Annotated in this window: 10 protein-coding genes; 4 read left to right on the top strand and 6 right to left on the bottom strand. The window is 41.6% G+C overall.

Annotated features, from left to right (window positions below):
- Position 1: 1 nt before the first annotated feature.
- The 6 genes from IQ259_RS02245 to IQ259_RS02220 form a co-directional block, all read right to left on the bottom strand.
- The gene (locus IQ259_RS02245) at positions 2-1,231 is read right to left on the bottom strand and encodes a hypothetical protein (RefSeq protein WP_193880275.1); all 1,230 of its coding nucleotides are present in this window, start codon (positions 1,229-1,231) and stop codon (positions 2-4) included.
- A gap of 76 nt (positions 1,232-1,307) precedes the next feature.
- Complete coding sequence (locus tag IQ259_RS02240; RefSeq protein WP_193880272.1) at positions 1,308-5,279, bottom strand: DNA methyltransferase; 3,972 nt, start codon at positions 5,277-5,279, stop codon at positions 1,308-1,310.
- Between the two features lie 14 nt (positions 5,280-5,293).
- Complete coding sequence (drmD, locus tag IQ259_RS02235) at positions 5,294-8,515, bottom strand: DISARM system SNF2-like helicase DrmD (protein ID WP_339383910.1); 3,222 nt, start codon at positions 8,513-8,515, stop codon at positions 5,294-5,296.
- A 501-nt stretch (positions 8,516-9,016) separates the two neighbouring features.
- Positions 9,017-9,868 (bottom strand): hypothetical protein, encoded by an 852-nt coding sequence (locus IQ259_RS02230; RefSeq protein WP_193880269.1) that lies wholly within the window; start codon positions 9,866-9,868, stop codon positions 9,017-9,019.
- A gap of 14 nt (positions 9,869-9,882) precedes the next feature.
- Positions 9,883-10,704, bottom strand: a complete 822-nt coding sequence (locus IQ259_RS02225; protein WP_193880266.1) for a hypothetical protein — start codon at positions 10,702-10,704, stop codon at positions 9,883-9,885.
- A 20-nt stretch (positions 10,705-10,724) separates the two neighbouring features.
- Positions 10,725-11,705: a hypothetical protein gene (locus tag IQ259_RS02220; RefSeq protein ID WP_228014310.1), complete on the bottom strand. Its 981-nt coding sequence runs from the start codon at positions 11,703-11,705 to the stop codon at positions 10,725-10,727.
- 233 nt (positions 11,706-11,938) lie between these two features.
- On the opposite strand from IQ259_RS02220, the gene IQ259_RS02215 reads away from it, so the two are divergent.
- The 4 genes from IQ259_RS02215 (at position 11,939) to IQ259_RS27705 (ending at position 14,370) form a co-directional block, all read left to right on the top strand.
- Positions 11,939-12,526 carry a hypothetical protein gene (locus IQ259_RS02215; protein WP_193880263.1) on the top strand — a complete coding sequence of 196 codons (588 nt, stop codon included), beginning with the start codon at positions 11,939-11,941 and terminating at the stop codon, positions 12,524-12,526.
- A gap of 72 nt (positions 12,527-12,598) precedes the next feature.
- Complete coding sequence (locus IQ259_RS02210; RefSeq protein ID WP_193880260.1) at positions 12,599-13,708, top strand: hypothetical protein; 1,110 nt, start codon at positions 12,599-12,601, stop codon at positions 13,706-13,708.
- Positions 13,709-13,763: 55 nt separating this feature from the next.
- Positions 13,764-14,096 (top strand): GIY-YIG nuclease family protein, encoded by a 333-nt coding sequence (locus IQ259_RS02205; protein WP_228014309.1) that lies wholly within the window; start codon positions 13,764-13,766, stop codon positions 14,094-14,096.
- Complete coding sequence (locus tag IQ259_RS27705) at positions 14,065-14,370, top strand: DUF3155 domain-containing protein (RefSeq protein ID WP_193880254.1); 306 nt, start codon at positions 14,065-14,067, stop codon at positions 14,368-14,370. The genes IQ259_RS02205 and IQ259_RS27705 overlap by 32 nt, the downstream gene beginning before the upstream one ends.
- The last annotated feature ends 113 nt before the right edge of the window (positions 14,371-14,483 follow it).

Raw genomic sequence — 14,483 nt, 5'->3', positions numbered from 1 at the left:
TTTAAATTTCTATAGTTTCAATGAATTGAAAGTAGTCTAGAGGTGCTAAAACGCTACCATCACGTAAAATACTCAACCCTTGTGGTTTTTCCTCCCGCTCGTCGTACTCGTTTTCATAAACTCCCAATTGCTCCCAAAACTCCGAACCTCGTGAAGTAATTCTTCTTACTCTGTCAAATACATTTCGTTCTAAACCAAAAAAGGTAAAACCTGGTAGTGATAGGTTCAGTTGCGGGTTAAGAGGAATATTAATTAAATTACTCGAATCATCATAAATAAAAGGATTAATATAAAAAAGCTGTTGCTCTGAGGATAAAGTAGGCAAAAAATAACCGCCAATGAATTCCTGTTCTAATATAGGTGGTACTAAACATCGCCATAGTCCAACTGTAAACCTTATACTTTGTGGTATATTAAAACCAAATTCTAAGGCTGTACCAAGTAAAGGTAACTTTAATTTATTAAAAATATAAGCATAATGATTACAATATATAAAACGTCGAAACCGTCTACTTAAATCATCATTGTTCTCTATTGGAAACTCACCATTTGTGATTGGATCTTCTGCAAGAATTTGGGATTCACTTCTAGAATTATGTTCATTTTTGAATCTAGTAGCTACAATATAGCCTTTGATAGAATAAGTTTTACTTTTTGAATCAACTAGTTGGACTCGTTTAAATTGATTTCTCCATTCATTAAATTTAGCATTCTTAAAACTAATTGAACTATAGGTACCTTTAGCTTCAGCAATATAAGGTATATTTTTGCGCTCATCAAAGCATAAGTAATCAGGTGTATCCCCTTTGTCTATTCTCCTTAAATTAAAACCATTGAGCTTGCTAAAACCATGATTTTTTCTACCTAAAACTTTGTCTAAATGAGCGAAATATGTTATTGAACAGTGTTTATATAAAAACCATCGGCAAAAAGCTTTACCAAACCTATTTGATTCACCTATTTTTGCTTCTTTATGAGAACCTAGTCCATCTCCTCTAAAACAAAATTCATCTTCATCTGTCAGCATATTTATATAAAGCTGATGTATAGGATTAGGATTTGGTACATTTTGCCCATAATTATCTAAATATAGGTGGTGAAAAAGTTCACATAAATCAACCTCTAAAAAATCTACATGGTCAGAAAAATTAGGAAGTAAAGGTAATGACTCAGCTAGCGATTCAGGAATGGGATCGAAGTTGTTAAGATTTAACTTTAATGTACGCTTCATGTAATATAGAAAGTTATGCAGCTAAAATTTTAATTTAAAAAAAATATTGCTGTAGTTAGACTGCTACTAAAACATACTAGGATGATAGGAAACCAGGAATAGTTAGATTCGTTTCTGTCGCCTTCCGCGTTTTACCTGCCTTTTTAGTATTCCCTTTTACCTTCCCTTTCTCAGCAGCTTTACCACCTAAAATTTCAGCTTCGGCGCGTTGCTGGTTGAGTTCAAGTAAACGGGCTAATACTTCGTCGTGAATTTCTTCAGGCCAACGGTAGCGCCAAGGCTTTTTCTTCTGGCGTTTGCTCGTATTTTCGTCGTCTTCTTCGTCTTCGTAATCAAGTAGGAAGGTGCAATCTGTGGAAATATCTGTCCAGCCGTAAGCATCGAGTACAGCCCGATCCATTTGGGCGTGGAGTAAGCGTAGTTGTAAAATATCGGGGTGGCGTTCGTCGGGATCGTGGAAGCGGTTGTATGTGTCGGTGAGTCCCTGGTTGTTGCGAACCATTAAGGCGGCGCGATATTCGTAGTAGGTTTGACCAGCAGTTTCTAGGGCGGCGTTGGTTTCCCAGTTTTCGGCGAAGGGGAAGGTTTGAAAACAGTCTGAGGGGGTGTAGCGTAGGTCATCTTTCATGGATGAACTGAAGAATCTTGCCCAAATTTCATGTATGCGAGATTGCAGAATTGCAAAAATCCCATGATTTTGAAAAGCTAAAATAGCTAAAGTATTTGCAAATACCATGTTTGATGGTAAAAATGTTAGTGATAAATGCGGTGTAGCACCACAATTTGTTACTAACACGCGATTAAGAGGTGCGATCGCTTTTACTAATCCAGGTCTTTTTTCTGCATATTGCCACCATTTAATGCGTAAAGCATCCCGCTTTTGAACATCACGTTCAGGTTTGACTTTAGCTTTTACAATTTTCATTAAATCAGGATAATTACAAGCTTCTTCTTCACTGATATCAAAGAAGTTAATCACATATCTATGTGAAGCATGAGTTGGACTTGAATTAACCTCTTCACCCCCGATATAAGGAAATATTTTTTCCGCATTTTTAGGATTGTGTTCAATTAAATTGTGCATTTCTGCAATGGGTGTAACATCTGGGTTGGAATCATCAAACGTAAAACCCATTCCTAATAGAATGCTACCCTGAAAGCTTTTATCAGCATTCGCCAACAACATCTTGGGATTTTCATTGCCACCAGTATGAAATAGAAACGCAGAAATTAAGTCAACATCTCGTCCGTCTAACAACTTTGGATTTTCATATTTCCCTTTAAAAACATGAATAACACTCACGACAACCGCCGCTAAACCCGGCCACTTCATCCGCTTTTGAGCATTGTAAATCGTACCGCCCTGCTCACAGATATATCTCAAACCAGTGCTGCGAGTGTCACCTTGGGCAATAGTATTTGTAGCAATCAATCCAAAACATCCAGACTGGCGTAAAAGGCTAAACGCTCGTCTGAAAAAATGCGCTACCAAATCAGCATTCCCATGAGATTCGGGATTAACAACTTTCAACCAATCCTGATAACCAGAAGCATGAGCATTTATTGTTGTATTCTTCCCGGCAAATGGCGGATTACCAACAATTGCATCAAACCCCGGATTATCTCTATCAAATACTTCTGGAAATTCAATCTCCCAATTAAAGGTGGGAACTGGTTTCTCCCCATACCGCAACTCTGCACAAATTCGCCTGACATCTAAATCATCTTCTTGATTTTTCTGCCATTGGTAAAACTTTAACCATGAATTATCACGCTCATCCTTTCTCGCCTTGTCCTTATCCTGGGCGAAAAATGAAGCAATAACCAAATCTCCTTTCAGCCGAATATCCCGCAACTCTGTTTCTATATTTTTGTAAAATTCGCGTTTGGCTGCATAATTATCTTCATCTAAATTGTGAATTCCATTGCGATAAAACTTCGCTTTCTCCATTGCTAGATTAAACAAAGGTAAGTTTGGGTCTTTATAAGTCTTGTCTTCTGACCAAGTAAACGTTTTAATTTGTTCAGGAGTCAACCCAACTAAAGAATCTCCCCACTTCAACGCATGGTCTAAAAATGTAAAAGGATGAGCCTTTGCCAAAGTCGCCAACCACAGAGATAATTTAGCTAAATTCACCGCAAACGGGTTTTTATCCACACCATACAAACACCGTTGCGCCACTAACCGCCGCGCATAAAGTAACGGTTCTTCATCAATTGGAATTTCAGGTAATACGTTTTGCTTATTCCACGCTTCAACTAATTTCTCTGCCAACTGACGACAACTTTCAACCAAGAATGCCCCCGAACCCATCGCCAAATCACAAATTTTCAACTCTAAAATCTGCTCTGGTGTGGGGTTTTCTCCCAAAGCCGATAAAATCGGTCTGAGAGTTTCTTTAACAATCGGCTCTGTCAAAGCACGAGGCGTATAATGAGAACCACTACGCCGCCGTTCTTCCCCCGGTTGCAAATACAGAGAACCCACAGACATTAAACTCGGCGTTTTCGGTGATACCTTGCGTCCTAAAGCCGCCACTACATCCTCTGGTGTCCTTGCATCCTTTAATTCAGTTAGAGATTTACCAGTAATTTCGCAACCTGCAACATCCTTTAAATATTTAGCCCGTTCTCCCGCCTTAGTTTTGAGAATGTCCCCAACGCTGACAACAACTGTCACCGAAGATTTAGAACCTTTGGGTTTACTCCAAACACCGATAGCAGGACTACTTGCTCTTTCTACCTCATAGCCGGCGGCTGCCTCATAGACAGACCCAATTTGCTCAACCGCCAAGGAACGGTAAGACAGGCGTTCTCCATCCAGTACCAGCAACCCTTGCAATACCCTGTGAATGACCCCATCTGAAACGCGAGGGGGTTCAAGACTTTCCCCTGTTTGATATTCTGTAGATTGGAGACGACCTTCTAAAAACGGATATTCATCTGGGTCAAATAGTTGCCCATGACGAGCAGGTAAGTACAAATCAGCATGACCGCCGCCATCGTAAACCAAACGAAACAGACTCAGCAACCATGCCCAAGCACCATACCGTTGATCCATTGTATCTGGGTAGTTGCCTGCATCTTCTCTCAAGCGCTCGTAAAGTCCACTAACTGAGTAGTAGCGTGTATAAACTGCATCTTGAGACATCAGTCCTCGGTCTTCAGCGTAAAGCAGGAACACCAACCGCAGCAAGATGGTAATCAGTCCACCGTAAATATGCTGCGGTGCAGTCGTGGCAATATCACTTATTAAGCCGCTTTTAGTAGTTGCATCTGCTATTTGGAAGCCACGCAGTAAATCCCATAATGCCTCTAATACCTGCTCTGCAAGTTTAATAGAGACATCGTTTTGATATTTCCGGCTTTTTTCCAGGATTGCAGACAAACGGCGATCGCTAGGGACATTAAACAGTCGGTCAGCCGAGAGCAACATCTCCATTGCACCCAAAATCAGCCGCCCAGATACCTCACACATTGCCTGTACAGGAAAGGTGAGATGTCCCGATGACTCACCAAGTGGTGCATAAACCAAACGCAATTCTGTACCGTTGCACAATAGCCCAGTATAAACTTTCGTTTCTTTCAAAAGGCGCTCAAACTTAGATTGGGAGCTGGCGTGCCAACCAGTAGATTTACTATCCTCCGCCCCAGCATTGTCAAGTTCAGTACCATCAGGAAGCACCTGTACCAGCATCATCCAGTTGCCATTAGGGTCGGGTACAGCATACGTGGGTATCAAAACTTCGTTGTAATCTGGGAGTGCGATCGCTAATTCTTCTGGACTGGCAACTAAATCTTCTGGTTGCCAACCTAAAACATTGATAGTGAAAGCAGGAAAGTCGTCAATTCCAAAGGTTTCCTTGCCTATCTCACCAGTCAGAGGTTCACGTCTGGCAACTGTAGCGAGTGTTTGTTGCAGTTCCACCACATTGCGGTTAACCACAGCTTGGGCTGCTGACAATGCAGGGGGAGACACCACCAACCCCACAGGCTGGAGAAAGCCTAACCATTCTTTATGTAAGCGAATTTCTGGATCGTTTGCCATTGTTTATACTTCCTCTAGCCGGAAATCGGCCATAAATAAATTACGCCGACTGGCTCAACTCTTACTGCTTTGACTTTGTAGGCGGCTTCAATTCGGGCTGGTTCGGAAATCAGTTCGGTTGCGATCGCTTGAAGGCGTTTTTCCCAATGGCGACGGTCTGCATCCAATTGGCGCTGTTCTTCTATGAATGGAAGAGACAACTGCACTACTTTAGATTCTTCTTGACACTTGAGAATTCGCGTCTGCTGTTCTTCCAGAATGTTCTTCATCTCAACAGCTTCTTTAGTACCGCGATTAGCCAGCTTTTTCTCAGCACTTTCTGCTAAAGCTGTGGCGCGACGTTCAAGATGGGGAATTAATTCTGCTACATCTTGGGCAGCACTTTTTTTCAGTCGCTCTTTCACCCCTTCGGCAACTTGCAACAAGTGGGGGGAAGCTAGGGAATTTTCGAGTAATTCCAGTACGTTGTCTTTCTCGCCTTCTCTTAAAGGCTGAAGTTTCTTGCGTCCCCGACTGGTTGGGTCTGACCACTCTGCTGCTACTGCAATCACTTGATCGTGTAAGCGAGAAGCCCGTTCCCCGTATAGAGCTAGTCTTCCCAGTGTAATCACTTTTGGTATTGGGTCATTAGTCAGACAAACACAAGCACGAGTTAATTCATCATGCAAGAAACCCTGAGCTAAAAACCTGCTCAGTAAACGCTGGACAATTCTGTGTTCTAAATGCAGATGAACTACATCTCCATCTAAAGAACCAGGATCTCGAAAAACTACAGGACGAATCGGTGCTTCTTTTCGCCATTCCCAAGGCTTTTGTCCGATTTTCCGAGGTGTTCTCAGGGTATCAAGTGTAGTTGACCATGTTGGATCTGCACCAGTACGCTGGTCGAGAGCCGGAATTGTCCAACGCGCAGTTACAGGATTGTTAGCAACCTCATTCACATCTACAGGGGTAAGTGTTGGGACTCCCAAGATTTCTAAAGAAGCAGAGATGGCATTACGGAAGTGATTGTCATCTAGTCCCAACCAATCCCGCGAGTCTTTCAACATTTCTTGTAAATTCTCAACTTGTTTAGTCAAATCCTGTTGGCGAAGTCTGGCTTGCTCCAGTTCCTCATTAATTACCTGGGTGTTGACTGTTTCCTTGTTATTGAGTTGTTCTGCTTTATTAATCGAATCGGCAAGATTATTTACTTCTTGGTGGCGAATCCCATTAGCCAGTAAGCGCGACACATTTCTTTCAACTACTGGTGCAAGAGAGCCAAGTTCTTGTTGAATCGTGGCTGTTTTCCGCACCAGTACATCCAATACTTTGTCTTCTGTGCGTTGCGGTAAGACAAAGTAATAACAATGGACAACAGGCGATCGCTGTAATTTGCGGTCAATCCGTCCATTGCGCTGTTCCATCCTCGACGGGTTCCACGGCACATCAAAGTGGAACAAGTCAGCACAGTTGTTTTGGAGGTTCACCCCTTCTCGCGCTGCATCTGTAGCAATCAGGATACGCAGGGGATGACGTGCTGGGTCAGCGTTAAATGCACTTTTAATAGCTTCGCGGCGTTCTTCTCCAATGCCCCCGTGAAATACATCTATGCGTTCGTGTTCGCGGTTAGAGCCAGCGATCGCACTTTGTAATTGCTGTTGTAAATAACGTTTAGTATCTGTATATTCTGTAAATATAATTACTCGCCGTTCTAACCAAGCAGCATTCGGTTGACCCAAATCGGGACAAAGATTTTGGCGAATCCACTGTACCAGTTGTTGAATCCTCGGATCTGGCTGGTAGCGAGAGGAATTCGCAACATCTGCCATTTCATCTAAGATCGCTAATTCACGTGCTGTTTGTCCCGCAGCCTGCATACTAGCTGCTGCCATTTGAGCATCTTCTTCTGCTTGTACTTCCTCTTCGGAAAATTCTGCCCGTTCGTCATCAGCACCAGGGGATTCAAACAGCAACGGGAGACTGGCTTGATGTATGGAAGAACGGTTAACTGCTTGCTTTTCCATCCCCGTCCGATGCACCTTTAAAGTCCGAGCAAATGCCTCAATGGAAGACAAAAGACGCTTTTGTAGTGAAGTAATCACCAGCATCGCCGTAGTCTGGGTAGACTTCGCTGCATCTTTGAGCTTTTCCTCACGTAGATTGCGATATTGTTGCAGCAATCGGGATAATTTGAGTTCGGGCGCGTCTTCTGGCAGGTTATCAATAACTATAGGAAGAACGTAGCGTTGGGGAAACTCTTCTCCGATCTCCCGTAAATCTTGTTTTAAGCGCCGCACCATTACAGTGTCCAGCAACTTGCGATTACGAACGGGTACTCCTCGGCAGAAACGCTGGGGATCAAGAATTTCTAGTAAGGCGGCGAAGCTGTTGGAGTGTCCATTGTGAGGAGTGGCAGACAAAAACAGCTTGTGTTCAAAACGCGGTGCTAAATCTCGAACAGTGCGTGTTAACTGTGAATCCACAGCATATTTTGCACCACTCGCAGGTGCAGCATTATGAGCTTCGTCAAGGATGAGCATGGAAGCAGCCGCAAAATCTCCAAGCCAGTCCCGTAACGGTGCGGCATAGGTTTCATCTCGTAGCAAAGCGTGGGAAATAATGAACCGGGTGTGCGTCATCCAAGGGTTAATTCCGTAACCCCGTTCTTGACGACGCGCAGCAATAAACTCACGGTCAAGAATCATAAATGTGAGTCCAAAGCGACTCTCCATTTCCTCTTGCCACTGCCTTACCACTGATGGCGGACACGAGATAACGACTCGCCTAACTTTCTGCCGCATCAACATCTCACGCAGTATCAGCCCTGCTTCAATTGTCTTGCCCAGCCCTACATCGTCAGCAATGAACAAACCAACTCTAGGCATCAGCAAAGCTTTACGTAGCGGCTCTAATTGATAAGCTTTGACTTCTATACCGGCTCGGTAAGGCGCTTGAAAAAGCTTGGCATCTGTGGAGGTTACGCAATTCCACCGTAATGTGTGCAGGTAGGCAGAAAACAGACGCGGATTATCAAAACCTCGATTCGCTATGGAATCCCATGATGTCGCCCCTACGATTTTGGCATCTATTTCCCGTTCCCATAGGACTTCTAGCGATTCTCCTAACGCATCATCTTCTAAACAAGAAAGGCTAACTTTAGTGTCTTGCTCTGGAGACGGTTTCGACACAACTTCCTCTACAAGATACTGCCGCGATCGCACGCGCACAATCTGTCCAGTTACAATGTCAGTCACTCGTGTCTGCCCCCTTGTAACTCGGCTGGTATTATCCCTCCTCTAATCATGAGAAACTCACTCCCCTAAACCCTTATGTCTAATGACTGGTTGGACTAGAGTGCTAATCTGCAACTATGCTTTTTTAGTAGCAGGTATAAAATAGTTTCTTAATCTATTCGAGTCTTAGCACCTGCTACATCTTATGAAGTATTTTTATATACGGCTATATTATTTGGCTAATTATCAAGGAAATTTTAAAGCTTTTATTCTATAAGCAATTTACAGACTATTTTTCTCAGAAGTCTTACGTAGATTAGTTCTCAAACTCAGGTCAACATTAAAATTTTATAGTAATAACACTTAGTTTTTTAGAGTAAGCGATATCTTGTAGTACGACTTTGAGATAGCTTCTTGGAGTAGCGAGCGCCTTATGCTTTGAGAATTTAACTCACGAAATTTCATAAATTCTCATTGTGGACGGATTCATTTTCGTTGATTAGCTCGATCCAAATGAAGTATTTATCGTTTAAAAAATAATAACATTCCATGTGGATTATCTAAAGATACATCTTTATTACTATTGTGATTTTCCGATTCATCCCCTTGTAAATCTTGACTTGAAAGTGAGTACACATCAGTTGCAATAAGTTGATATCCTTGATTAATTAAATAAGCAACTAATTTATCAGGCATGACATGGGATGCGCCATAACTTGGTAATAAATTATGTTCAATTTTATCCTTGTCTGAAATATTTAATTGCATCACACCTGTACTACAAAATACATCAAAGTCAATCGACTTAACTAAGCCACTTATAATAATTTCAATTGAATTTAATTCCATTGCCAGTTGCTCTATACTTGCAAAATTCCGCGACCACGGGTTGCCTATTAAAAATAGGCGTATCGATATTGCCTCTGGCTGTACTTTCACAATATCAAGTAATGTTTTCGTAACGGCATCTGGTTGTAAGTAATCTAATACTCCATGAACTGAAACTAGCCGTAGGCCATTAGGAGCGTAAAGTTTTGTCAGTTCTAGTTCTGCTAGATTGCGATCGCAAAAATAATTTAACTGTAGATTTGGGTATTGGCTGCGTAAAGCTAAAAACTTTTCTGGCGGATTAGTAGCAATGTCGTAACAGTCGATTGTCGGAAGTTGGTAGTGCGTTAGGTCAACTCCTTCAAAACCAAAAAAAACTTCACGTTCGGCAAAACCTGCACCCAAAATAGCTACACTATCACCTTTACCTGAAAGAATCGCTTCCCAAGTAAGGGGATAAACATTAGGAGTAAGTTCTAAAAGCCTAGCTTTACTAATTTCTAGGATATTGCCACTTCCCTTGTTTTCTAGGAATCTTACTGCCATAAAACCTCGCTATTTTATGAAACAATCTTGGGACGGTTGATTGGTGTAATGTCTTTACCTTCGCCCAAACGGTAAACTTCCCTGCGCCCGCCCATATCAATCTCAAAAAACCTATAACTTGTAGTAAACTGTGCCCACGCTGCTAAAGGATTAGTCTTGGGCAGATTTGTCGTTGCTTGGTAAGTGATTTCAAAACCTGTGCTACCATCTTGCTTAAACTTCTGTATAAAAATCTGGTAGTCTCTAGCGTGCCAAAAATCTGTGGTTCGACGACGCACTACATCTTGTGAGTCAGAACTCATTGCCCGTGCTGCTGATGCAGACACGATCAATTGAAAATTGTCAGACATTCGTGTTAGAGCAAGTTTCTTGTCTGGATTTGAAAATACTTCATCAACAATTGGTCTGAGTTCAGGGTACAAAAAAGTTTCGGCAATGTAAAAGCCTGAAGACTTGCAGATATTATCCTCAAAGTAGCGATGCCTGCGGCGGGCGTAGCCATCGCTTCCGACAAGTGCATTACATTTAAAACGAACCGACTTTTGTAAGCTCACAAAAATTAAGTCTTCGTATAACTTCTGCTGCGATGCTGGCGTTGCTGCAAGAATTTTGAATGCAGACCCACTCATCCCCTGAATTCCAATCAAAGCACAGGTACAGTTGAGGGATGCAGCCCACGTCGCTAGAAATTTTCGATAGTTAGTATAAAGTATTAATGCTTCCTGGTAGTCAGGAGCTTTAATTTTGAGTAAATGCTTTACTGGGTTCGGCTTAATCTCCCATCCAGGTCTAGATAATAAAGTCCACAACGTTGAGGAATCTTCAATGGCATCCATGCATTTATCCCCTCAGCAAATTAATGACAATTATTTGTCTGTCCGTTCCTGTCAAATCTCATACGGGATATGAGTTCCTTCAGATGCGCTGGGTCTACACCAAACCTGTGAGCAATGTCATACTCCTCATCTTCAGTTGGCGGTGCATTTAGTGTCAGTATATGCTCCAAAAACGGTTGTGACCCCCCTAAAGGCAAACCATCATCTGTAAAAGGTAACCTATGTTCGTGCAGTGGCTCCTCAAATACCGCAGGGCGGGTATTTTGTAGCCACGCTCCAACCTCACCAGGTTTTGGCGGATCTATCCCCAATCGCTCACATTCTTCTAATAACTCATTTGATAATTGCGATTCTACTGTAGACAGGCTGCGCGATCGCTCCACCAAATCTTGTAACCATTCCTGTAGTTTTCCTGTCTCTGGTAACTGCAAACCCAGCGTCTGACAAGCAGCTACAAACTCTTGCCCAATAACAGCATTAGTATATAGCTGCCCCAACCAAGTAGCAAATTCCTCATTTTCAGGTAATTCTATGCCTTGTTCAAGGCTAAATGTTTGTAATTTCTTTCCTAAACGAATTCTTTCTAAAAGCTTTGTACCAGTATCTTCTTCATTAATGATTTGAGGGTCAAATGACCCAAAAGCCATTTTGTCTAAAAGCCAAATAGCTATTTGTCCTGATTTTGGAGCTGATAAATTTAAAGTTTCACACGCTATAAGCAGCTCAGTTCCCAAAGACGTATAACTCGCAAGCCACTCCTCCAAATTACCTGACCGAGGAGCAGTAAGTCCCTTTTGAGATAAACCAACAAGCTCTAAACCCAAATTTACTAAGTTCCTAACTACCATCGACAAGCTTTTACCCATGTCAGGTATTAACTTCTCAATTTGACTCCGCATATCAACATTAATATGGACTGTCACGCGGTCTTTCTCTGCGTCTACAGGACGACCGCGCTTCGGAGGTAGCTTTGGGTTTTGTTCGGGCTGTTGTTTACTCATGTTACTTCAGTTTATCGGAACCACAAAGCATATTTGAAGCCTTTGTATGCAAAAACGTTAACAAACGTAACTATTTAGCAGTGTAAAAATATTTTTACACTGCTAAATAGTTACGTAATGTAAATAAAACACATACATAATTAGTTAATTTGGTATTCTTCAACCAAAAGCACAAAAAAGTTGAGATGGCAGAAAAACACCTATTTCAATCAAAATTTCTGCATGAATTGAATATGAAATACTGCGAAATCCTCAAAAATCTTCCCAAAGAAGCCTTAGAACCTAGGCAGTTCCTACGCCACTGTTTTGGTATCGCCGAACTCAATGCAGGAGAACTGCTGGAAGAAGAAACCGACTCACAATACCGCAAAAAATGTATCACTGTACTATGTGCAGTCTTAGGTGTGCAAAGACCGACAGTTCGTAAATGGGGAAGCGATCTCAATTTTGACGGAATACCCAACTACTGCAAAATTTCACTTGCTTACATTCAGGCGGCTGAAATCATACCAAACCAGCTAAAAAGCATCTTGAGAGGAGAATACAACGCACCGGAAGTAGATGCTCAAACTTTTCTAGAAAGAATATTCCTTGAAGGGTTAACTGAACAGCAAATACTGCAAACTGTTTCCCACGCCAATTTTCGCGCAACTTGTGTCAAAACTCTCACGCAAGTATTACATATTGGCACCAAATCAGTCCAAGATTGGGGTCAAGATATGTCGTTTCACAAAATGCCCAAAATTCACAAGCACACCTTGGGCTATGCTTTGGCTGCTATCTCCAAATCATCAAAAGCTTGGGACAAACAAGCAGCCTGAATTATTTGCAGTAACCGAAATAGGTAAGTGGTCTTTTAAGACCAACGAAATTAATGCAAAGAGAATTTTATCATGCCAGGAACTATCACATCAATCCCTTACTCCCAAAAACATCAATTAGATCCAAATCCAACCGCACATATCGAAACCAGCAGTCTGGAATATTTGCACACCGCTTTCCTACTCTACGAATACAAAACCACCTATAGCAAGAAAGAATACCGAACCTTGCTCGATACATACGGTTGGGACAAAGGAAGCTCTGAGGAAAAACGAGCGCTCAAAATAGCCGAAAACTTCCAAGAATTTTTAACTTGTCCTCAACACCTAGCTGCAATTCCAGTAACAATACTTCTCAGGTTGTGTTCTCTTCAATACAAACCAATTATCAGTCAGCTAGAGGATTATCCAATTGGAGGATTGACCTGCAAACTAGTACTGGAGTTAATCGAAGAGAGGAAAGCCCTCCTTAAAACCCAAAAGCAGGAACAACAAAAGCAGATATCAATCTGGCGCAGAACTCCAAAAGGCGATCGCTACTGTCAGTTTCCTCCTCAGTGGGAAGAAGACCACCAAACAGGGGTACTCACACAGGAATTGATTGACGGATATGGACTACTCCCTCAGCAAATTCTCCGCGAAGCGATCGCAGATTATCACGCCAAAATCAAATCCCAAGAAAAAGAGCAGCCCCAGGAAGAGACTGCTGAATCTGAAGTGGTTGAGTCGAGTATGCTTCCACAATTAGAAACATCCCCAACAGAGAGCGAAAAAGCTATAGAAGTTAACTTCAGGCTAAAACAAAACGAACAAACCAGCACTAGTAACGCTACAAAACAGCAGCCAATTGGAGAAGAAGTATTAATGCTGGCAGAAAAACTCAAATCAGCTACCAGTTATTATCAAATTAGAAGTGCTATATACAGGCATCTGGCTGTTAAAGATGAAGCTTGGAAGCAGCTTTCCCCAGAAGAACAGTTAAGAATTGAAAGATTGTTGCCCCAGGAAGTATTAGCTCTCCAAACAGCGAGAGAAGCAGGTTTAATTATTGACTACTATGAGTTAGAAACTGGCTGGTTTCAAGTATTTATTGCAGGTGAAGATAAGCCTGTAAGCATTAGTAAATCAAATGTAATTAGTTGGGTACAAGAACAAGAAAGACTCAACTGCGTAACTACGTAAACCACCACAATCAGCTAACGCCTCAGTTTTCAAAATAATCCTAAAAAAAGCATAAATGGAATTGTCAGGAAAAATACCCTCAATTCCTTGCTGCTACATGATTGAGCTATCTCGTCCACTTGGAAATGAGAAACATCAAGCTCGTTATTACTTAGGTTCATGCGCGAACCTTAAAAAAAGATTTCAGCAGCATCTACAAGGATCTGGAGCAGCATTTACTCGTGCTGCGATAAAACGCGGCATCGAATTCAAAATTGTCCATGTGTGGAGAACTTCAAGTAAACAAGAAGCCCGTCAGCTTGAAATTCAACTCAAACGATATAAAAACCATGCACAATTATTAAGGAGAGTACAAAATGCCAAAACGAATTCGACAAAAACTAGGTAGATACCATTTGAAACGTAAGTTACGTGGGAAAGTTTTGCTATCAAAGGTTACAAGCTTTAGTTGCTATCAACAAAACCATCAAGAAAAAACCTGTACAACTGCAAGGAAATTCATTCGCAATAACAATATTCAACCACCATGCGTTATCACGGTACTCAAGATATCGGGTAGTGAGGAAAAATTTTTCTTGTCAAACAATGGACTGTTTAGTTATAAATATGCAATTGAAAATCACAACCTATTCTCACTGGAAATAGCAGACATCGCTAGTTAAATCAAAAAATAAATTTTTTAATAGCTGGTCAACTCCAGCAGGCTAAAAATGAACTAGTGAGTGACCTCAGCCAGTCAGAAATTTTAGAGATGGTTGCCAATAATATCATCTTG

The organism is Fortiea sp. LEGE XX443 (assembly GCF_015206815.1).
Lineage (GTDB): Bacteria > Cyanobacteriota > Cyanobacteriia > Cyanobacteriales > Nostocaceae > Nostoc_B.
Note: the sequence above shows the minus strand (reverse complement) of the source record. Positions and strands in the feature narration are given on the sequence as shown.

What these genes read in the sequence shown, in the direction of transcription:
- IQ259_RS02210 (WP_193880260.1), top strand. Translation starts at nt 12,599, where the DNA reads ATGCCAGGAACTATCACATCAATCCCTTACTCCCAAAAACATCAATTA.
- IQ259_RS02225 (WP_193880266.1), bottom strand. Translation starts at nt 10,704, where the DNA reads ATGGATGCCATTGAAGATTCCTCAACGTTGTGGACTTTATTATCTAGA.
- IQ259_RS02245 (WP_193880275.1), bottom strand. Translation starts at nt 1,231, where the DNA reads ATGAAGCGTACATTAAAGTTAAATCTTAACAACTTCGATCCCATTCCT.
- IQ259_RS02240 (WP_193880272.1), bottom strand. Translation starts at nt 5,279, where the DNA reads ATGGCAAACGATCCAGAAATTCGCTTACATAAAGAATGGTTAGGCTTT.
- IQ259_RS02220 (WP_228014310.1), bottom strand. Translation starts at nt 11,705, where the DNA reads ATGAGTAAACAACAGCCCGAACAAAACCCAAAGCTACCTCCGAAGCGC.
- IQ259_RS27705 (WP_193880254.1), top strand. Translation starts at nt 14,065, where the DNA reads ATGCCAAAACGAATTCGACAAAAACTAGGTAGATACCATTTGAAACGT.
- IQ259_RS02215 (WP_193880263.1), top strand. Translation starts at nt 11,939, where the DNA reads ATGAAATACTGCGAAATCCTCAAAAATCTTCCCAAAGAAGCCTTAGAA.
- IQ259_RS02230 (WP_193880269.1), bottom strand. Translation starts at nt 9,868, where the DNA reads ATGGCAGTAAGATTCCTAGAAAACAAGGGAAGTGGCAATATCCTAGAA.
- IQ259_RS02205 (WP_228014309.1), top strand. Translation starts at nt 13,764, where the DNA reads ATGGAATTGTCAGGAAAAATACCCTCAATTCCTTGCTGCTACATGATT.